The sequence below is a fragment of the Paenibacillus oryzisoli genome (genome assembly GCF_001653565.1).
Lineage (GTDB): Bacteria > Bacillota > Bacilli > Paenibacillales > NBRC-103111 > Paenibacillus_E > Paenibacillus_E oryzisoli.
In genome coordinates this window covers 11,994-29,595 of sequence record NZ_LYPB01000043.1, presented here as the reverse complement: position 1 = coordinate 29,595, position 17,602 = coordinate 11,994, and the positions used below count along the sequence as shown (strand labels likewise).

The 17,602-nt window shown below is 45.0% G+C and carries 22 protein-coding genes; 20 read left to right on the top strand and 2 right to left on the bottom strand.

Annotated features, from left to right (window positions below; all coding sequences use genetic code 11):
- Window positions 1–57 precede the first annotated feature (57 nt).
- Complete coding sequence (locus A8708_RS02650; protein WP_068661967.1) at window positions 58–1,188, top strand: M20/M25/M40 family metallo-hydrolase; 1,131 nt, start codon at window positions 58–60, stop codon at window positions 1,186–1,188.
- A gap of 65 nt (window positions 1,189–1,253) precedes the next feature.
- Here the strand turns inward: A8708_RS02650 and mciZ are convergent, their stop codons facing one another.
- A complete protein-coding gene (gene mciZ / locus A8708_RS02645; protein ID WP_068661966.1) occupies window positions 1,254–1,445 on the bottom strand; it encodes a Z-ring formation inhibitor MciZ in 192 nt (63 codons plus the stop codon).
- A gap of 93 nt (window positions 1,446–1,538) precedes the next feature.
- Between mciZ and A8708_RS02640 the strand changes: the two genes are divergently transcribed.
- The 17 genes from A8708_RS02640 (at window position 1,539) to sigF (ending at window position 15,989) form a co-directional block, all read left to right on the top strand.
- Window positions 1,539–2,093, top strand: coding sequence for an NUDIX hydrolase (locus A8708_RS02640; protein WP_068661965.1), 555 nt, complete (start codon window positions 1,539–1,541; stop codon window positions 2,091–2,093).
- On the top strand, window positions 2,094–3,293 hold the full coding sequence (locus A8708_RS02635) for an endonuclease Q family protein (protein ID WP_068661964.1): 1,200 nt from the start codon (window positions 2,094–2,096) through the stop codon (window positions 3,291–3,293). It abuts the gene before it with no gap.
- Between the two features lie 240 nt (window positions 3,294–3,533).
- Entirely contained in the window at window positions 3,534–4,157 is a 624-nt protein-coding gene (gene spoIIM / locus A8708_RS02630) for a stage II sporulation protein M (RefSeq protein ID WP_068662012.1), read from the top strand.
- A 94-nt stretch (window positions 4,158–4,251) separates the two neighbouring features.
- Window positions 4,252–4,722, top strand: a complete 471-nt coding sequence (fur, locus tag A8708_RS02625; protein ID WP_068661963.1) for a ferric iron uptake transcriptional regulator — start codon at window positions 4,252–4,254, stop codon at window positions 4,720–4,722.
- A 182-nt stretch (window positions 4,723–4,904) separates the two neighbouring features.
- Window positions 4,905–6,035 (top strand): alanine dehydrogenase, encoded by a 1,131-nt coding sequence (gene ald / locus A8708_RS02620; RefSeq protein ID WP_068661962.1) that lies wholly within the window; start codon window positions 4,905–4,907, stop codon window positions 6,033–6,035.
- A 57-nt stretch (window positions 6,036–6,092) separates the two neighbouring features.
- Window positions 6,093–6,329 carry a DUF4227 family protein gene (locus tag A8708_RS02615; RefSeq protein ID WP_068661961.1) on the top strand — a complete coding sequence of 79 codons (237 nt, stop codon included), beginning with the start codon at window positions 6,093–6,095 and terminating at the stop codon, window positions 6,327–6,329.
- Window positions 6,330–6,415: 86 nt separating this feature from the next.
- The gene (xerD, locus tag A8708_RS02610) at window positions 6,416–7,312 is read left to right on the top strand and encodes a site-specific tyrosine recombinase XerD (protein ID WP_068661960.1); all 897 of its coding nucleotides are present in this window, start codon (window positions 6,416–6,418) and stop codon (window positions 7,310–7,312) included.
- A 124-nt stretch (window positions 7,313–7,436) separates the two neighbouring features.
- Window positions 7,437–8,612: a phosphopentomutase gene (deoB, locus tag A8708_RS02605; RefSeq protein WP_068661959.1), complete on the top strand. Its 1,176-nt coding sequence runs from the start codon at window positions 7,437–7,439 to the stop codon at window positions 8,610–8,612.
- Between the two features lie 35 nt (window positions 8,613–8,647).
- Window positions 8,648–9,475, top strand: a complete 828-nt coding sequence (locus A8708_RS02600) for a purine-nucleoside phosphorylase (RefSeq protein WP_068661958.1) — start codon at window positions 8,648–8,650, stop codon at window positions 9,473–9,475.
- 18 nt (window positions 9,476–9,493) lie between these two features.
- Window positions 9,494–10,348, top strand: a complete 855-nt coding sequence (locus A8708_RS02595) for a purine-nucleoside phosphorylase (RefSeq protein ID WP_068661957.1) — start codon at window positions 9,494–9,496, stop codon at window positions 10,346–10,348.
- A 254-nt stretch (window positions 10,349–10,602) separates the two neighbouring features.
- Complete coding sequence (locus A8708_RS02590; RefSeq protein WP_204787456.1) at window positions 10,603–10,956, top strand: hypothetical protein; 354 nt, start codon at window positions 10,603–10,605, stop codon at window positions 10,954–10,956.
- A gap of 147 nt (window positions 10,957–11,103) precedes the next feature.
- A complete protein-coding gene (locus A8708_RS02585) occupies window positions 11,104–11,487 on the top strand; it encodes a cupredoxin domain-containing protein (RefSeq protein ID WP_056614567.1) in 384 nt (127 codons plus the stop codon).
- 133 nt (window positions 11,488–11,620) lie between these two features.
- Window positions 11,621–12,922 carry a pyrimidine-nucleoside phosphorylase gene (locus A8708_RS02580; RefSeq protein WP_068661955.1) on the top strand — a complete coding sequence of 434 codons (1,302 nt, stop codon included), beginning with the start codon at window positions 11,621–11,623 and terminating at the stop codon, window positions 12,920–12,922.
- Window positions 12,923–13,110: 188 nt separating this feature from the next.
- Entirely contained in the window at window positions 13,111–14,286 is a 1,176-nt protein-coding gene (locus A8708_RS02575) for a D-alanyl-D-alanine carboxypeptidase family protein (protein WP_068661954.1), read from the top strand.
- A gap of 139 nt (window positions 14,287–14,425) precedes the next feature.
- The gene (gene spoIIAA, locus A8708_RS02570) at window positions 14,426–14,779 is read left to right on the top strand and encodes an anti-sigma F factor antagonist (protein WP_068661953.1); all 354 of its coding nucleotides are present in this window, start codon (window positions 14,426–14,428) and stop codon (window positions 14,777–14,779) included.
- Entirely contained in the window at window positions 14,776–15,222 is a 447-nt protein-coding gene (spoIIAB, locus tag A8708_RS02565; RefSeq protein WP_068661952.1) for an anti-sigma F factor, read from the top strand. Before spoIIAA ends, spoIIAB begins: the two co-directional genes overlap by 4 nt.
- Before the next feature lie 11 nt (window positions 15,223–15,233).
- Complete coding sequence (sigF, locus tag A8708_RS02560) at window positions 15,234–15,989, top strand: RNA polymerase sporulation sigma factor SigF (protein WP_028554229.1); 756 nt, start codon at window positions 15,234–15,236, stop codon at window positions 15,987–15,989.
- Window positions 15,990–16,124: 135 nt separating this feature from the next.
- Here sigF and A8708_RS02555 read toward each other — a convergent pair whose 3' ends face one another.
- The gene (locus A8708_RS02555) at window positions 16,125–16,334 is read right to left on the bottom strand and encodes a DUF378 domain-containing protein (protein ID WP_068661951.1); all 210 of its coding nucleotides are present in this window, start codon (window positions 16,332–16,334) and stop codon (window positions 16,125–16,127) included.
- A gap of 192 nt (window positions 16,335–16,526) precedes the next feature.
- Between A8708_RS02555 and A8708_RS02550 the strand changes: the two genes are divergently transcribed.
- Both A8708_RS02550 and A8708_RS02545 read left to right on the top strand, forming a co-directional pair.
- Window positions 16,527–17,159, top strand: coding sequence for a stage V sporulation protein AA (locus A8708_RS02550; RefSeq protein ID WP_068661950.1), 633 nt, complete (start codon window positions 16,527–16,529; stop codon window positions 17,157–17,159).
- On the top strand, window positions 17,156–17,578 hold the full coding sequence (locus tag A8708_RS02545; RefSeq protein WP_068661949.1) for a stage V sporulation protein AB: 423 nt from the start codon (window positions 17,156–17,158) through the stop codon (window positions 17,576–17,578). Before A8708_RS02550 ends, A8708_RS02545 begins: the two co-directional genes overlap by 4 nt.
- Window positions 17,579–17,602: the final 24 nt, after the last annotated feature.

The window sequence follows — 17,602 nt, the reverse complement described above, 5'->3', positions numbered from 1 at the left end:
TTCGTCCAAGCTTGTACCGTTTTATTGTAACTCAAAGTGTGTATCGGAGGAAAGTATATGATTAAGCAAGATCGCTTAGTTCAAGAATTCATTTCCCTCATTCAAGTGGATAGTGAAACTAGATTCGAGCAAGAAATTTGCGTTGTACTCAAAGAGAAATTCGGGAAGTATGGCCTGCATGTCGTCGAGGATGCTTCGATGTCTAAGAGTGGACATGGTGCAGGCAACTTGATCTGTACACTAGAAGCGACAGACAGCAATCCGGCGATTCCTACCATTTTCTTTACCTCGCATATGGATACAGTTGCGCCAGGGAATGGCATTAAACCGCAAATTGGTGAAGATGGCTATATTCGTTCTGATGGAACGACGATTCTTGGCAGCGATGATAAAGCTGGAATTGCCGCAATGCTCGAAGCGATTCAAGTTCTGAAAGAACAGAACATTCCGCATGGTCGTATCCAGTTCGTCATTACAGCAGGGGAAGAGAGCGGCTTGAAAGGTGCTCGCGCCATGGAGCGCAGCTCCATGGAAGCTCAATATGGCTTCGCGTTAGATTCCAACGGAAACCTTGGTGCGATTGCAACTGCTGCGCCTGGTCGTGCAGAAATTGAAATCATTTTCCATGGCAAAACCGCACATGCGGGTGTGAATCCCGAAGATGGCATCTCTGCCATTCAAGTGGCGAGTAAAGCTGTCTCCCGCATGTCATTGGGTAGAATTGATAATGAAACAACGGCGAATATTGGCAGCTTTTCGGGCGTAGGCCCATTGAACGTGGTATGTGATAAAGTGAAGATGGAAGCTGAAGCCCGCAGTATTGTGCAGCACAAATTGGAAGCGCAAATAGCTGCAATGAAAAAGGCGTGTGAATCCGCCGCGGCGGAAGCAGGTACGACCTGTGAATTCCATGCAGATATCGTGTACGCATCCTATATGCACGACGATTCGGCTCCGATTGTACAATTAACCTCTCGTGCGATGAACACGATAGGTCTAACAGCAAGTACCTTCCACTCGGGTGGGGGGAGTGATGCGAATGTTTTCAACGGGATGGGAATTCCTACTGTGAATTTGGCCGTTGGTTATTTAGACATCCATACGGTCAAAGAGCGCATTGCGATCCGTGATCTTGTCAAAACAGCTGAGCTCGTCGTGGCACTTGTGAAAGAAGCGGCTAAGGTGTAGATTCCTTACAAAATAAAAACCGATTCGTCCGCCAACTGGCGCGGCTAATCGGTTTTCGTTTTATTTTATGATGAAACGATTCGAAGTTGAGGGATATGGCTATGGGAAGAAATCTTCTGTGATATGTACAAGTGGGATAAATATTCAACCAACGGTCTCTTCGGATCTCCTTGTTGAAGCATCTGTTGCAGGTGGTATTTAATTTCCCAGGCTTTACCTACAAGTCGAATTTGCTTGGCATCCACATAGCTCTTCATATCATTGACCTCTTTTCAGGAATAAATTTGGTATAATGAACGATATGCAGGATGTGGACAAGTTAGACCAAATAACCAAGATGAGGTGCTCGAATGACAGAACATAAGAAATTTGAAGAAGTAACCATAAGCAGTGAATTGATTTTCAAGGGTAAAATCATCTCGCTGCAAGTAGACCAGGTGAAGTTGCCTAATGGCGGAACGGCTTCTCGTGAGATTGTTAAGCATCCAGGTGCAGTAGCCGTAATCGCCCTTCTGGGAGATAGAATGATCGTCGTAGAACAGTACCGTAAGCCGCTTGAGAAGAGCCAGGTAGAAATCCCTGCTGGTAAGCTTGATAGCGGTGAGGAGCCTTTGAGAGCGGCCTTGCGTGAGCTTGAGGAAGAGACAGGGTATCGAACAGATAACATCCGTTTGGTAAGTTCATTTTCTACATCGCCTGGGTTTGCGGATGAGATTATCCATTTATACATTGCGGAAGATTTAGTTAAGGGGACAGCGAACCCCGATGAGGACGAATTCCTGGATTGTGAAGCAATTACCTTGGAGCAAGCACAGCAATATATGCGTGAGGGACGTATCAGTGATGCCAAAACGATCATGGCTGTATATGCTTGGCAGCTATACAAGTTAACGGGTCAGATCTAAATGTTGAAGAATTACTATGTAGATCTGCATATTCATATTGGCCGGACGGAGAAAGGTCAGGCTGTCAAAATTAGTGCAGCGAATAACCTCACCTTTTTCAATATTGCCCATGAAGCTGCGAACCGGAAAGGAATGGAGATGATCTCCATTATCGACACGCACTCTCCATCCGTTCAAGAAGAGATTATGATGTATTTGGATAAAGGGGATATGGTGGAGCTCGAAGGTGGGGGGATTGGGTATCGGGATACATCCATCATCTTAGGAAGTGAAATTGAAGTGAGAGACCCTGGGATGGGGCCAGCCCATGTGCTAGCCTATATGCCGAATCTTCAAGTGATGCAGGAATTTACGGGATGGATGAGCCGGCATATGAAAAATGTGGAGCTCAGTTCGCAACGCATCTATGTGCCCGCTCGTGTGCTTCAAGAAGAGGTGCTGGGTAGAGGTGGTATTCTGATACCTGCGCACATCTTCACGCCGCACAAAAGCGTATACGGCAGCGCTACGAGCTGCATGAATGATCTGCTTGACGTCCAGCAAATTCCTGCCGTTGAACTTGGGTTAAGCGCGGATTCGGAAATGGCGGGATATATTTCGGAGTTGGATGATTTCACCTATGTAACGAATTCGGATGCTCATTCCTTAGCGAAAATAGGTCGAGAATATAACCAAATTAAACTAGCGGCACCAACCTTTGAGGAGTTAGTTAAAGCTCTTCGACGACAGGATGGAAGAGGCGTCGCAGCCAATTATGGCTTGAATTCGCGACTAGGGAAGTATCATCGCACCTATTGCAGCGTTTGTGAGGCTGTACTCGTTGATAGCGAAACAGCTGTGGAACGCTGCTTGGATTGCGGCAGTACCAAGATCGTGCGTGGCGTCATGGATCGCATTATGGCAATTGCTGATAGAGAGATATCTTATCAACCGGCACATCGTCCGCCTTACCATTTTCAAGTCCCCTTAGAGTACATTCCGGGATTAGGCCCGAAGAAGTTAGAACAGTTGCTAAGCTATTTCGGAACGGAAATGCAGGTTCTGCACCATGCGACGCCAGAGGAATTAGGTGGCATTGTTGGGGAAGAGATTGCTGCTTACATTGTAAAGGCTCGGGAAGGGACCTTACATCTTGAAGTCGGTGGTGGAGGAAAGTATGGCAAAGTGAGAAAACCTTTTATCGAAGTCATTCGAGGATGAGCGACCGCTATCCCACCCCACAAAGTGATGACAAGCTTCGTAGTTAATTCCGATTACTTTGTGGGGACCCCGAGAGATGTTGTTTTTATCGCCAATAAGAATTTGAAACTTCCGTATATCGGAAACTTATGAATTCTTATGTGGAGAAAAATCATTCATAGTTTCACCGTTTCGCTCATAAGCTTGTCTTTGTAGAGGTTGTACAAGGAGGGAGTGGCGAGTGTGAATAGGAACATAACGATGAAACAATATATGAAGGATAATTTGCCGTTATTTATATTCGTCTCTGTGCTCTTTGTTATTGGCGTTGTTTTCGGTGCTGTCATGGTTAATGCGCTTTCCTTGGAACAAAGAACCGAAATGACCCGCCATTTGGGCAGTTTTTTTCATGAAATTAATGAAGGCATCGAAATTGACAGTGGGCAATCATTTAGTCAAGCATTCGGTATGCATATGAAATGGATCTTATTGATCTGGTTGTTTGGCTTATCGATTATTGGTTTGCCTCTGATCTTAGTTTTGGATTTTCTAAAAGGTGTACTGATTGGTTTCACGGTCGGATACCTTGTGGGTCAAATGTCGTGGAAAGGAATGCTTTTTGCGCTTGTGGCCGTTGTTCCTCAAAATTTAATTGTCATACCAGCGATTCTTTTCTGTAGTGTGGCCGCGATGTCGTTCTCCATCTATATAATAAAACATAGATTTATGAGTCGCAGTGGTAACATTTACCAACCCTTCATGAGATATACAACCATCACCTTGGTGATGGGCGGGTTCCTTTTAGCAGCCGCATTGTTAGAAGGATACTTCTCCCAATACATGATGAAATGGGTAACCCCAATGCTGGTGGGGGTTTATGGGTAATGATTTGTGTTTGACTTTGTAAGTTCGCTCCCCCTATAATGAAAAGAGTGGCTAAAAATGGGCTAGGATGCCCACCTTTCTGAGGGGGAGGCATATGGAAGCAAGGATCGAGAAAATCAAACAACAATTACAATCCCAGGGGTACAAGCTTACGCCTCAACGGGAAGCAACCGTTCGCGTTCTGCTGGAGAATGAACAAGATCATCTAAGTGCAGAAGATGTGTTCATGCTTGTGAAAGATAAAGCGCCAGAGATCGGACTTGCTACCGTGTACCGTACGTTAGAACTTCTGAGTGAACTGCATGTCTTGGAGAAAATGAATTTCGGAGACGGTGTTGCTCGTTATGATTTGCGGGACGATAATTCGCGACATCATCATCATCACTTAATTTGTGTGCAATGCGGAGCTGTAGATGAAATTATGGAAGACTGGCTTGGACCTTTCGAAGAACGGTTAGAAACTGAATTTCATTTTCAAGTCTTAGATCATCGCCTTGATTTCCAAGGTATTTGCTACCGATGTAATGAACGAGGGAAACCGGACTCATTGGAGAAATCCCACTAACAGTTGCCGCAAGGAAGCTGTTCAATTTATGAAAATGCCTGTATGCCGACAAATGCATACAGGCATTTTTGTGTTTGCATCATATGCTAAGTAGTAGCTGAGAGTTAGCTTACTGTCACATAATTGGTAAGGGAGTCGGGGTACATTATAGACGAATCAACCGAAGGAAGAAGGTGGCGAGTATGTCGAAACCAAGCCTAGTCGTTGGCGTTCCTAAAGAAATTAAGAACAATGAAAATCGTGTTGCATTGACCCCTGGTGGTGCAGGGATGCTGCAAATGTCCGGCCATCGTGTGTTGGTTGAAGCGGGAGCAGGTATTGGCAGTGGATTCTCCGATGAGGATTATAGGCAAGAAGGCGCCACAATACTTGGCTTTGCCGCTGATGTGTGGGCGCAAAGTGATATGATTATGAAAGTGAAAGAGCCGCTGCCTGCTGAATATGGCTATTTCAAAGAAGGTCAGATGCTATTTACGTACTTGCACTTAGCAGCAGCCCATGATCTCGCATCTCAGTTGTTAGAGAAGAAAGTAACGGGTATCGCCTACGAGACCATTCAACTTCCGAACGGCTCTCTCCCCTTATTAACACCGATGAGCGAAGTAGCGGGGCGGATGTCTGTACAAATAGGAGCTCATTACCTCGAGAAATTTTATGGCGGCCGCGGTATTCTGCTTGGCGGAGTTCCAGGGGTACCACCGGCGGATGTCATTATTCTAGGGGGTGGGATTGTTGGCACGAATGCTGCTAAGATGGCATTAGGACTTGGAGCTAACGTCGTTATTATTGAACGAAGTGCAGATCGGATGCGAGCATTGGATGACATCTTCGGAGGACATCTCCGTACCTTGATGTCCAATCCGTATAATATTACTAGCGCAGTCCAGAAGGCAGATCTGCTCATAGGCGCGGTTCTAATACCAGGGGCCAGAGCACCGCGTTTAGTGACATCGGCCATGGTTCAAAGCATGAAGCCTGGAGCCGTCATTGTGGATGTCGCTGTCGATCAAGGAGGATCCATCGAAACGATTGATCGGGTAACGACTCATAGTGATCCAACCTATGAGAAGTTCGGTGTCCTGCATTACGCGGTGGCGAACATGCCAGGAGCGGTTCCGCGAACATCAACGCTCGCATTGACGAATGTCACTTTGCCTTACGCATTGGAGTTGGCGAATAAAGGATTTACACAAGCCCTAGCAGAGAACTACACGCTTCAGCTAGGTGTGAATACGTATAAGGGTAGTGTTACGCACCCAGCGGTAGCTGAAGCGCTTGGCATGCCTTACACCAAGTTGAGTGATCTGTCATAATCGTGGGCCGAGCCTCATATTCTGTTCCTAAGAATGGAATGGAAATGAGGCCGAGCTATGATTTTTTCCTATCGAAAATTAATAGTACGCTTGCAGTATATTTTGGTGTTTGTGGCACTAACAGTTGTCTTATATCAAGTGCTGTTAGCTGTATCGGGCTGGATTCAGCCTGTGAACAAGTACAAAGCGCCGACAGGCAAATCCGTTAAGGTATTCGGTCATAGCGAGCACGTCTCCTTTGATTCGAACTCAATGAGTGAGCGATTGCGTTTGTTCTATTGGTATGGTGAGTAAATCGTAAAATAAAGGAATCTCTCCTATCACCGTGGAATGCTATTGTATGGATTTAATAGCAGGTAAACGAGGGAGAGACTGACATAATGACGAGTGAGCTGCAATCCTTCATCCAATTTCTGAAGACTGAACGAGGACTTTCACGGAATACACTCGAATCCTACGAAAGAGATCTTCTTCAATTCGTTACATATCTTGAGATGCAAGGTGTTACAAGCTGGCGAGAAACAGGGAAAGTACATCTTGGGAGTTATCTATCGCAATTGAAAACGCTCGGACGAGCTTCAGCAACGTTATCGCGAATACGCGTTTCATTACGCTCTTTTTTTCAATATATGGTGAAAGAACGACTCCTTGATTCTGATCCTTCTGTCTTCATCGAGGTTCCTAAGTTGGAGAAGAGGGTACCTAAGGTACTCAGCATTCTCGAGGTTGAAAAGTTGCTAGAGGCGCCACAATCCCAGCATGTGAACGGCGCACGTGATAAAGCTATGCTTGAATTGCTCTATGCCACAGGGATTCGTGTTTCTGAGCTTGTCGCACTGAATATGGCTGATGTGAATTTAGGAATGGGCTTCATTCGATGTATCGGCAAAGCGGAGAAAGAGCGGATCATTCCGCTTAGCGGCATAGCCATTCGGATGATTGATAATTATATTCAGATCCATCGTATCAAACTGCTCAAAAGATCGATACACGAGGAAGCACTCTTTATTGGGCACTTAGGTACGCGGATGACGCGACAGGGTTTCTGGAAAATAATGAAACGATATGCGTTGGAAACGCAAATTACGAACGAAATTACGCCACATACGCTTCGACATTCCTTCGCTGCACATTTAATCGAGAATGGTGCAGATTTGCGGTCTGTACAAGAAATGCTGGGACATTCCGATATTTCCTCAACACAGTTGTATGTGCAGGTTACGAAGATCAAAATGAAGGATGTCTATAATCAGGCACACCCGAGAGCTCATTTATGAAAGTGTAAATGATAGTCAGCGGCATTTCCAACCGGAATTGCTGCTGTTTTGCATTCAGTTGCTGGAAGTGGGATAATGAAGGGTGGATATCATTACTATTTGGAATTGATTTGGAGGGATATCGGTGCGCTTTGAACGAATTAGTTTGATCGTATTAGATAGCGTAGGCATCGGAGAATTGCCGGATGCTGATCAGTTTGGTGATCTAGGAGCACACACACTTGGTCATATAGCAGAGAAAGTAAGCGGATTTGCGTTGCCTCATTTGCAGCAAATGGGACTCGGCAATATTGCAGATATTCAGGGGATTCCACCTGTATCGTCACCAGAGAGTTATTATGGCAAAATGGCAGAAGTGTCCGTAGGTAAAGATACGATGACAGGCCACTGGGAATTGATGGGACTCCGTATTTCAATACCATTTAAAGTATTCCCAGACGGTTTTCCTGAGGCATTAATCTCACAGTTTGAAGAAGAGACAGGTCGAAAGGTGATTGGAAATAAACCAGCTTCGGGGACTGAGATTTTAGATGAGCTCGGCGAAGAGCAAATGAAAACAGGTGCATGGATTGTCTACACGTCAGGGGATAGCGTTTTTCAATTGGCTGCTCATGAAGACATTATTCCATTAGATGAGCTGTATCGCGCTTGCGAGATTGCTCGCAGACTAACGATGCAAGATGAATTTGCAGTCGGGCGTGTTATTGCAAGGCCTTATCTAGGTGAGCCAGGCGCGTTTAAACGAACACCTAACCGACATGATTACGCAGTCAAACCACCAGAGCCTACTGTCATGAATCAACTGAAGGATGCTGGATGGGATGTTATCGCTATTGGCAAAATTAATGATATCTTTGACGGTGAAGGGGTCACGAAAGCGACTTCGACGAAGAGTAATTTGGATGGCATTCACAAAACGATAGAAGTGCTTGGAACATCATTTAAGGGGCTGGCTTTTACAAATTTAGTCGATTTCGATTCCTTGTATGGCCATCGACGTGATCCTGAAGGTTATGGGAAGGCATTAGAAGAGTTTGATGCCTATGTACCACAGTTGAAAGCGGGTCTTGGGCCAAATGATCTGCTTATCTTGACCGCGGACCATGGGAACGATCCTGTGCATGCAGGAACTGATCATACACGTGAATATGTACCAATTTTACTATATAGCCCGAGTTTCCAATCACCAGTTTCCTTAGGGATTCGGAGTACCTTCGCAGATTTAGGCGCGACAATCGCTGACAATTTTGGCGTAGAACCAACTAAGCATGGTGAGAGTTTTCTACATCTTTTGAAATAAAGACGGCATACATAAATTTGAGGAGGCATGCAAACATGTCAGAAACATCCATGATGCAAGAAATTAAAGAGGCAGCAGCATTTATTAAAAAAGAAACAAATATCATGCCACAAATTGGTCTTATTCTCGGTTCAGGTTTAGGTGTTCTAGCGGATTTAATAGAGCAGCCCATCGTTATTGACTATTCACGTATCCCGCACTTCCCAGTTTCAACTGTTGAAGGACATGCTGGTGAGCTCGTTGTAGGCTCCATCAAGGGTAAGCAAGTTCTCATGATGAAAGGGCGCTTCCACGCTTATGAAGGCTATGGCGCCGAAACCGTTTCTTTTCCTGTCCGTGTCATGAAAGAACTTGGCGTACAAACTTTGATCGTTACCAACGCGGCAGGCGGGATTAACGAGTCCTACCAAGTTGGCGATCTGATGGTTATCAGCGACCATTTGAACATGACGTTCCGCAATCCGTTAATTGGACCGAATGATTCCGCCTTAGGCGTTCGGTTCCCGGATATGTCGGAAGCTTACAGCAAGCGTCTGCGTAAGTTAGCGCATGATGTTGCGGCTACGCAAGATTTTAAACTTCAAGAAGGTGTGTATGTAGGTTTGCTTGGACCTAACTATGAAACACCTGCTGAAATTCGCATGTTCCGCACGTTGGGTGGAGATTCGGTTGGGATGTCTACGGTTCCTGAGGTTATCGTCGCTCGTCATGCGGGCATTGAAGTATTGGGCTTCTCTTGTATTTCCAACATGGCATCGGGTATATTAGATCAACCGTTATCTCATGCAGAAGTTATGGAGACGACCGAGAAGGTCAAACCTAAGTTCTTGAAGCTAGTCCTCGGGATTATTGAAGCGCTATAAGCAGAAAAGGAGAACAACATGACATTGACTTACATGCAACAAATCAATGAGGCGGCAAGCTTCATCCACTCACGTTTAGGCGGTGTGTCACCATCCATTGGACTTGTTCTAGGTTCAGGGCTTGGTGATATGGCGAATCAGGTTGAGCAGCCAATCGCAATTGAATATAGTGAGGTTCCCCATTTCCCTGTATCGACTGTAGAGGGGCATGAAGGCCGTTTCGTGATAGGTACTTTGGAAGGCAAACAAGTTATCGTGATGCAAGGACGTTTTCATTATTATGAAGGCTATGATATGCAAAAAGTGGTATTCCCTGTTTATGTGATGAAAGCAATCGGCGTAGAGACCGTCGTAATGACGAACGCGGCTGGAGGCATGAATCGTTCCTTCCAAGCTGGTGATTTGATGTTGATTAGCGATCATCTCAATATGACAGGCGCTAACCCGCTGATCGGGCCGAACCATGCTGAGCTTGGTGTTCGTTTCCCTGATATGTCAGAAGCGTATAATCGTGACTATCGCTCTCTTGCTCATAAGTTGGCATCAACGGTTATTGGAGAGGATGGAAGTCCACTCCACCTGCAAGAAGGCGTATATGCGGGCATTACAGGTCCAACCTATTGCACGCCTGCAGAGTTGACGATGCTTGCGCGTATCGGCGGTGATGCAATCGGTATGTCGACTGTTGGTGAAGTAATTGCAGCGCGCCATGCAGGTCTTAAAGTTCTGGGCATTTCCTGTATTACTGATATGGCGATTGGTGAAGAACTTGAACCTTTGACCCATGAGCAGGTAGTAGCTGTGGCCAATCGAACGAAGCCCAAATTTATTGCATTGGTGAAAGCTTTTGTTCGCGAAGTTCAATTGGGATAAAATAGGTTGAGAAAATCATAGGTTTTTGTGGGATTGAGCATCCTAAGACCTATCCTTCGTCTGGGACACATGGTAGAATGTAGTTAATTAGAACTATATTCGATGGTAATCTATCCCTGATAGATTACCTATTCCATAGAAGGATGTGTTGGAGCATGGGGGTTCCTGGGCAGCTCATGGTGGCCAATTGCCCGCGCTGCGGGAAAGTATTTCAAAGAAATTTACGCAACCAATGCATGGAATGCAGCACCAGCATGAACGATCAATTAATGGATTGTGTGAATTATCTTCGTAGAAATTACCGTTCATCCAATGAGCAGGTGTGCGCTGCTACAGGCGTTTCCAATGTTCAATTGCAAGTTTGGATGAAAGAAGGCAAGTTACATCTTTCTGATTATCCTAATTTGAGTTATCCCTGTGCTTCTTGTGCAGAACCAATTCGTGTACATAAGCTGTGTGTAAGTTGCAGCACGAGGATCACCAGCGATATTAGAAAGCTTACAGAGAGTGGAAGCGGAGCTGTTGCTCAGCCAATGAAACAATCTGATTGGAAACCTCTGGGTAACCCGGGTGGCTTCAAAATTAGTGATCGTTGGAATCGCGTGTAATTTGTTCTGGAATGGGCAATAGTAAGATGGAGTTCAGTTCACAATTCTGTCACGAAATAGTCAAAGTTTTGCCACGGACTAGATATGGGATTATTCTCTGATGTTAGGTAGAATAGATGAAGTGAACACACGATGAGGGGGATATGCATGCAAAAGTGGATTTTCTTTGTACTATTTATACTTGCGGGCGCATTGGGGCTGGGAGTCCTCTTTCAAGATATTTCTGATCGCCAAGAGGCACAGGAAGCCGAGGCTGCCGCTGGTAAAATGCAACAGCTGAAATTAGTTGCTTCAAACTGGCAGTTCGATACGCCAGAGTACACGATCAAAAAAGGTGAGCCTACGAAAGTATCTTTATCTTTAAAAGAAGGCGTACACGCGGTTGAAATTGTTGGGTTGGATATTAAACTCGATAAAGAAAACCCTTCGAAGGAAATTACGTTTGACAAACCAGGTACATATGAAATTGATTGTGTTCTTCCTTGCGGCGAAGGACATGCCAAAATGAAGTCCAAATTAATTGTACAATAATCTTCATAGATGATAGATGAGGGGGGCTTACTAGCTCCCTTTTTTCTATTTTGGCTAATTGTGATGTAAGATGGAATGTAGAGCGAATGTTTACGAAGCCAGATCTCTGGCGAAACGTTAAGGAGGCAATATCATGAGAATGGTTGATCTAATACATAAGAAACGTGTTGGTGAAGCGTTAAGTGAACAAGAAATTACGTATATCATCAAAGATTATACCGCAGGGATTATTCCTGATTATCAAATGTCCGCATTCTTGATGGCGACTTTCTTAAACGGAATGACGGATGAAGAAACATCCTTCCTCACATTAGCGATGGCGGGATCTGGTGAAATGATTGATTTATCTGCTATTGCCGGTGTGAAGGTAGATAAACATTCAACGGGCGGCGTTGGAGATAAAGTGAGCCTTATTGTAGGGCCTGTCGTTGCATCACTTGGCATACCTGTTGCCAAGATGTCAGGAAGAGGCTTGGGTCACACAGGAGGCACGCTGGATAAGCTAGAATCGATTCCAGGTTTCCAAATTGAGTTGTCGAAGGAAGCCTTTATCGAAGCAGTTAACACGAACAAAATTGCTATTGTGGGTCAGAGCGGCAATTTGGCTCCTGCGGATAAGAAAATCTATGCCTTGCGAGATGTGACGGCTACGGTGGATTCAATCCCATTGATCGCCAGTTCTATTATGAGTAAGAAGATTGCTTCTGGCGCAGAAGCGATTGTCTTGGATGTGAAAATCGGTTCCGGTGCCTTTATGAAAACGGTGGAGGATGCCAGAGTACTCGCTCGTACAATGGTGGATATCGGAACTCGTCTGAATCGAAAAACCATTGCGATGATTACCGATATGGACCAGCCCCTCGGCAGAGAGATCGGCAATGCGAATGAAATTCGAGAATCGATCGATGTGCTGCGCGGCACAGGAGACAAAGAGTTAACGGAAGTTGCGATATCTGTTGCTGCCTATATGGCCGTCCTAGGTAAGGTGCTTACTTCCTTTGACGAGGCGCAGGAGGCTGTTCGTGACATCATCTTCAAGGGGAAGGCATTGGATACGTTCAAACGTTTCATTGCCAACCAAGGTGGCGACTCACGCGTTGTTGATCAGCCTGAGTTGTTGCCAACGGCAGCATATCATCTCGAGGTTAAGTCGCAGCAAGCGGGTTTCATTAACGAAATTCAAGCAGAAAATATCGGCATTGCGGCCATGGTCCTTGGCGCGGGGCGAGCGAAGAAGGAAGATTCCATTGATTATGCGGTGGGACTGACATTAAATAAAAAGATAGGGGATCCCATCCAAATAGGGGAATCCATCTGTACCATCCATGCGAATCGCCAAGATGTGGCTGAGGTTGAAGCCATGATTCGCGATGCCTATAAGATTACGTCAACGCAGCCAGCTCCAAAACAATTAATTTATGATGTAATCGAATAGTGGCAGTAGTCGAATAAGTCGCTACAAGCGGAAGCACTTTCCTAACGGAAGGTGCTTTCTCTCTTAGTGGCTTATTTTTACCTTCATGGAATAATTTACAGGAAATTCGTCAACACTGATTAGCAGTCATTCATGCTGCAAAATGCCAAAACTTTCACTTCATACATCACAGGAGGGGTACAATTGCTATGCGAAAAAAAGGGCTAATCAGTTTTATTTGTTTGGGGCTAAGTATAATGCTGGTTCTGCCAGCGGCTTATGCGGCAGAAACGAAAGTAGAACCAGTGGATCTGACACCGAATGCGCTGTCTGCTGTTCTCATGGATGCGGATACTGGCACGGTGATTGCGGAGAAGAATAAGGATGCCAAACTTCCGCCAGCAAGTATTACGAAAATCATGACGATGTTATTGATTATGGAAGCGGTTGACAAAGGTACCCTCAAAATGGATGAAAAAGTCAGCGTCAGTGAATATGCGGCTTCCATGGGGGGCTCACAAATCTTCTTAGAGCCGGGCGAACAAATGTCGGTTCAAGAAATGCTAAAGGGCATTGCAATGGCTTCCGGAAATGATGCTTCTGTCGCTATGGCTGAGAAAATTGCTGGTTCGGAAGAGAATTTTGTAGCCATGATGAATGAGCGAGCCCATCAACTCGGGATGAAGAATACCCACTTCTCTAACTGTAATGGACTACCTGTGGCTAATCACTACACAACAGCGAATGATATTGCGATTATGTCACGCGAGCTTCTGAAGCATGAAGGGATTACGAATTTTACAGGTGCCTATCAAGATTATTTGCGCAAAGACTCACCTAAGCCGTTCTGGCTTGTAAATACGAATAAATTAGTACGTTTCTATAGCGGAGCCGATGGATTGAAAACAGGCTACACCAGTGAAGCCAAGTTCTGTTTGTCAGCCACAGCGAAAAGAGATAATTTACGTGTTGTCGCGGTAGTACTAGGCGAGCCTAATACCAAAACGCGGAATGCGGAAGTGACGAAGTTGTTTGATTATGCTTTCGCGCAATATACGAATTATCCGTTGTTCAAAACAGGGGATAGCTTGGGAAGCTTTGCAATTAATAAAGGGCAAGTATCCACGGTGCCGTTAGTAGCAAAGCAAAATTATAGCATTCTGATGAAAAAAGGGACGGACACGGCAAATATCCGACACCAATTGCAACTTGACCCAAGCCTGAGAGCACCGGTAGCAGAAGGTCAACCGATTGGTAAAATCATGGTCTACAATGGGGATAATGTCTTAGCCGAGTACCCTTTAACGTCTCCGCAAGCTGTTGACAAAGCTTCGTGGTGGAAACTGTTCAAACGAACGACATCGCAATTGTTTACCACGGATTAATGCAGAAAACGGCGAATCGAAGATGATGTAATCGAGTAATTTGCCTACTTTTAGCGGTTTTCTTCTAGTTTTGTCGGGGGGCAGGAATTGCCAGCTCAGGTGTAGAAACTACTGTTCATGACCGAAGGGAGTGAACATATTGGGCCTGCAAATTGAGTTTGAGCAAGGCAGAAGAGCGCTGATTGTTAGATTGAAAGGCGAGCTGGATCATCATGCGGCAGATAGTGTGAAGGCGAGGATGGAGGATGCGATTGCGAAAGAGCAGACGCATCACTTAATTCTAAGTTTGAAAGATCTCTCCTTCATGGATAGCTCTGGGCTTGGCGTTATTCTAGGTCGTTACAAGCAAATCACGAGCAAAGGCGGCAAAATGGTTGTCTGTGACGTGTCACCGGCTGTTTATCGATTGTTCGAGCTTTCAGGCATGTTTAAAATCGTGACGATTCAAGATAACGAGCGTAATGCAATGTCCAGTTTGGAGGTTGCCTTATGAGTGAACGTAACTTTATGACCTTGCAATTTGCCAGCCGATCTGAGAATGAAGCATTTGCACGTGTTGCAGTAGCGGCATTCGTTTCGCAGTTAGATCCAACTTTAGATGAATTGACGGATATCAAAACGGTTGTTTCAGAAGCCGTAACGAATTCGATTATACATGGCTATAACAATAATACGGATGGTGTCATTACCATTTCAGCTGAAATTGATGATGACACGATTCGTTTAACCATTGAGGACAAGGGTGAAGGCATTGCTGATTTAGAGCAAGCGAAGGAACCCTTGTACACGTCCAAACCTGAGCTTGAACGTTCTGGGATGGGCTTTACAATTATGGAAAATTTCATGGACGAAGTGGAAGTTGTGACGGCCGTCGGAATCGGAACGAAAATAAACATGTTGAAGCGAATTGAATCTAAAAAAGCTTTATACAATTAGGGGTAGGATCTATGGATGTTGATCTGAAGCATGCTTCTCATAGTTATTTAGACGATTCGGAAGTCAAACGGTTAATCGCCCTCAGCCAATCCGGAGATGGACTCGCTAGAGAAACACTTGTCAGCTGCAATATCCGTTTGGTGTGGTCCGTGGTTCAGCGGTTTTTGAACCGTGGTTACGAAGCCGAAGACTTGTTCCAGATCGGGTGCATTGGACTACTGAAGTCCGTGGACAAATTCGATCTATCGTATGATGTCAAATTCTCAACCTACGCCGTACCGATGATTATCGGGGAAATCCAGCGGTTTCTGCGGGATGATGGCACATTGAAGGTAAGTCGCTCTCTGAAGGAGCTTGCGAACAAAATTCGCAAAACGAAGGATGAGCTTTCGAAACGCTTGGGAAGGCTCCCTACGATCAAAGAGGTTGCCGAGGAGCTTATGATTACGCCGGAGGAGGTCGTGTTCGCACAAGAGGCGAATAAACCACTCTCGTCGATTCATGAGACGGTATTTGAGAATGATGGAGACCCGATTACGCTCATGGACCAAATTTCGGATGAATCCGGAGAGAAATGGTTCGAGAAATTAGCGTTGAATGAGGCCATTGGGACGCTTTCAGAGCGTGAAAGGCTGATTGTGTATCTCCGCTATTTCCGAGATCAAACGCAGTCGGAAGTTGCTAGTCGACTAGGCATATCGCAAGTGCAGGTATCACGTTTGGAGAAAAAGATTCTGCAATCGATCAAAGATCAGATTGCACAATAATGTCCGATATACGATGAATAAACCGTGCTCCCTAGGGGAGGACGGTTTTTCAGTGTACATACACATAACCGCTAATTTTCCATGATGATTGATATCAGGGTGATAAGCGGCTTGTACGGTAACACCGAACTCTTTTTACCTTGTGGAATAACGGTCTACCGCATAAAATCTTACGCAATATATCCCGCACAAACCTACGAGGGCGTATACGATACGACTTAACCCTGAGGATTCACGGTGTGAATCTCCCCCAAGCAGAGCAGAAACTAAATCCCATTCGAAAAGCCCAACTAGAAGCCAATTCAGCGCACCAATGATGACGAGTGTCAACGCGAATTTTGCCATGTTATCACCTTCTTTATATGGAATAAGTATTCGTATTCCCTATTTAACATGCCTTGGCATAACCGACTTTATGCATGGAGAATTTACCAGATCGTGAATGGATTACACAAAGGAAGGAATTTGCATACTATTTTCTAGACATGGATGACTGCAGGCAGAATTGACATTGTTAAGCTCTGAAAGGGGTGAACCATGGTCCATATCGTGAATAAATATCTATACATACGTCTGCGCCGCAAAGCGCGCGTTCGCAAAGGTCAGATCGTGAGACTGCACCATATTGCACAGCTATTTGTCGAGCCTGAATATGAACAAGCACTGAACGAAATGATTATTCATCAACCTCAACAAGAGGATGGGAATCGCGTGCTCATCGATATGCTGTTAATCATTCGTAAAGTAAAGAAGCATTTTCCCGAACTGCAAGTTGAACATTTTGGTGAACCACATGTGCTGTTGGAGATATACACCGATAATAAGAAGGCTAATCCGCTTCTCATCGGGATCGTTTGGTTACTTTTATTTATTGGCTCAGGGCTGGCGATTATGAATTTCCACGCAGACGTGTCGATGCTAGCCGTCCATCAGCGTATTTATGAATTGATGACAGGTAAAAAGGTGGATCATCCACTCATATTGCAAATTCCTTATTCAATTGGCATCGGAGCAGGCATGGTCCTTTTCTTCAACCATCTCTTTAAAAAGAAATTCAATGAAGAACCGAGTCCATTAGAAGTTGAGATGTTCATGTATCAAGAAAATATTAATCATTATGTGATTACAGAAGAATACTCCAAAATCAATGAAGAAGGGGACGCGAAGTGATTACGCTGTTCGGGGAAGCCTTCCTAGCCGCGTTCATCGGATTAGCTGGGGGTATTGCAGTCGGCAGTGGTATGGTGGCCTTTCTAGTCGTTCTGGATATCATTCCTAGGTTAGCTCAAATCACACGTTCATTTTCCAAAATCCACGCCTATGAAGCAGCTGTTGTCCTAGGTTCACTCCTGTTTACTTGGGTTGATTTCAGTGATTTACATTTGCATTTATTCCCGATGGGCGCGGCACTATTCGGCTTATTTGCGGGTTGCTTTGTTGGTTTACTCGCTGCAGCGCTGACCGAGATCGTCAATGTGCTGCCCATTTTGGCCAAAAGGGTAGGCATGGATTCCTATCGAATTGTCCTCTTAATGGCCATGATTTTCGGGAAAGTTATCGGCTCCTTGTTTGAATGGATATTTTATTAAAGGGCGGAGGAAGGTGGCGCACCA

Bases quoted from the DNA above. Each gene is read 5' to 3' on its own strand.
- A8708_RS02650 (WP_068661967.1), top strand. From the start codon at position 58: ATGATTAAGCAAGATCGCTTAGTTCAAGAATTCATTTCCCTCATTCAA.
- mciZ (WP_068661966.1), bottom strand. From the start codon at position 1,445: ATGAAGAGCTATGTGGATGCCAAGCAAATTCGACTTGTAGGTAAAGCC.
- A8708_RS02640 (WP_068661965.1), top strand. From the start codon at position 1,539: ATGACAGAACATAAGAAATTTGAAGAAGTAACCATAAGCAGTGAATTG.
- A8708_RS02635 (WP_068661964.1), top strand. From the start codon at position 2,094: ATGTTGAAGAATTACTATGTAGATCTGCATATTCATATTGGCCGGACG.
- spoIIM (WP_068662012.1), top strand. From the start codon at position 3,534: ATGAAACAATATATGAAGGATAATTTGCCGTTATTTATATTCGTCTCT.
- fur (WP_068661963.1), top strand. From the start codon at position 4,252: ATGGAAGCAAGGATCGAGAAAATCAAACAACAATTACAATCCCAGGGG.
- ald (WP_068661962.1), top strand. From the start codon at position 4,905: ATGTCGAAACCAAGCCTAGTCGTTGGCGTTCCTAAAGAAATTAAGAAC.
- A8708_RS02615 (WP_068661961.1), top strand. From the start codon at position 6,093: ATGATTTTTTCCTATCGAAAATTAATAGTACGCTTGCAGTATATTTTG.
- xerD (WP_068661960.1), top strand. From the start codon at position 6,416: ATGACGAGTGAGCTGCAATCCTTCATCCAATTTCTGAAGACTGAACGA.
- A8708_RS02600 (WP_068661958.1), top strand. From the start codon at position 8,648: ATGTCAGAAACATCCATGATGCAAGAAATTAAAGAGGCAGCAGCATTT.
- A8708_RS02595 (WP_068661957.1), top strand. From the start codon at position 9,494: ATGACATTGACTTACATGCAACAAATCAATGAGGCGGCAAGCTTCATC.
- A8708_RS02590 (WP_204787456.1), top strand. From the start codon at position 10,603: ATGAACGATCAATTAATGGATTGTGTGAATTATCTTCGTAGAAATTAC.
- A8708_RS02585 (WP_056614567.1), top strand. From the start codon at position 11,104: ATGCAAAAGTGGATTTTCTTTGTACTATTTATACTTGCGGGCGCATTG.
- A8708_RS02580 (WP_068661955.1), top strand. From the start codon at position 11,621: ATGAGAATGGTTGATCTAATACATAAGAAACGTGTTGGTGAAGCGTTA.
- A8708_RS02575 (WP_068661954.1), top strand. From the start codon at position 13,111: ATGCGAAAAAAAGGGCTAATCAGTTTTATTTGTTTGGGGCTAAGTATA.
- spoIIAB (WP_068661952.1), top strand. From the start codon at position 14,776: ATGAGTGAACGTAACTTTATGACCTTGCAATTTGCCAGCCGATCTGAG.
- sigF (WP_028554229.1), top strand. From the start codon at position 15,234: ATGGATGTTGATCTGAAGCATGCTTCTCATAGTTATTTAGACGATTCG.
- A8708_RS02555 (WP_068661951.1), bottom strand. From the start codon at position 16,334: ATGGCAAAATTCGCGTTGACACTCGTCATCATTGGTGCGCTGAATTGG.
- A8708_RS02550 (WP_068661950.1), top strand. From the start codon at position 16,527: ATGGTCCATATCGTGAATAAATATCTATACATACGTCTGCGCCGCAAA.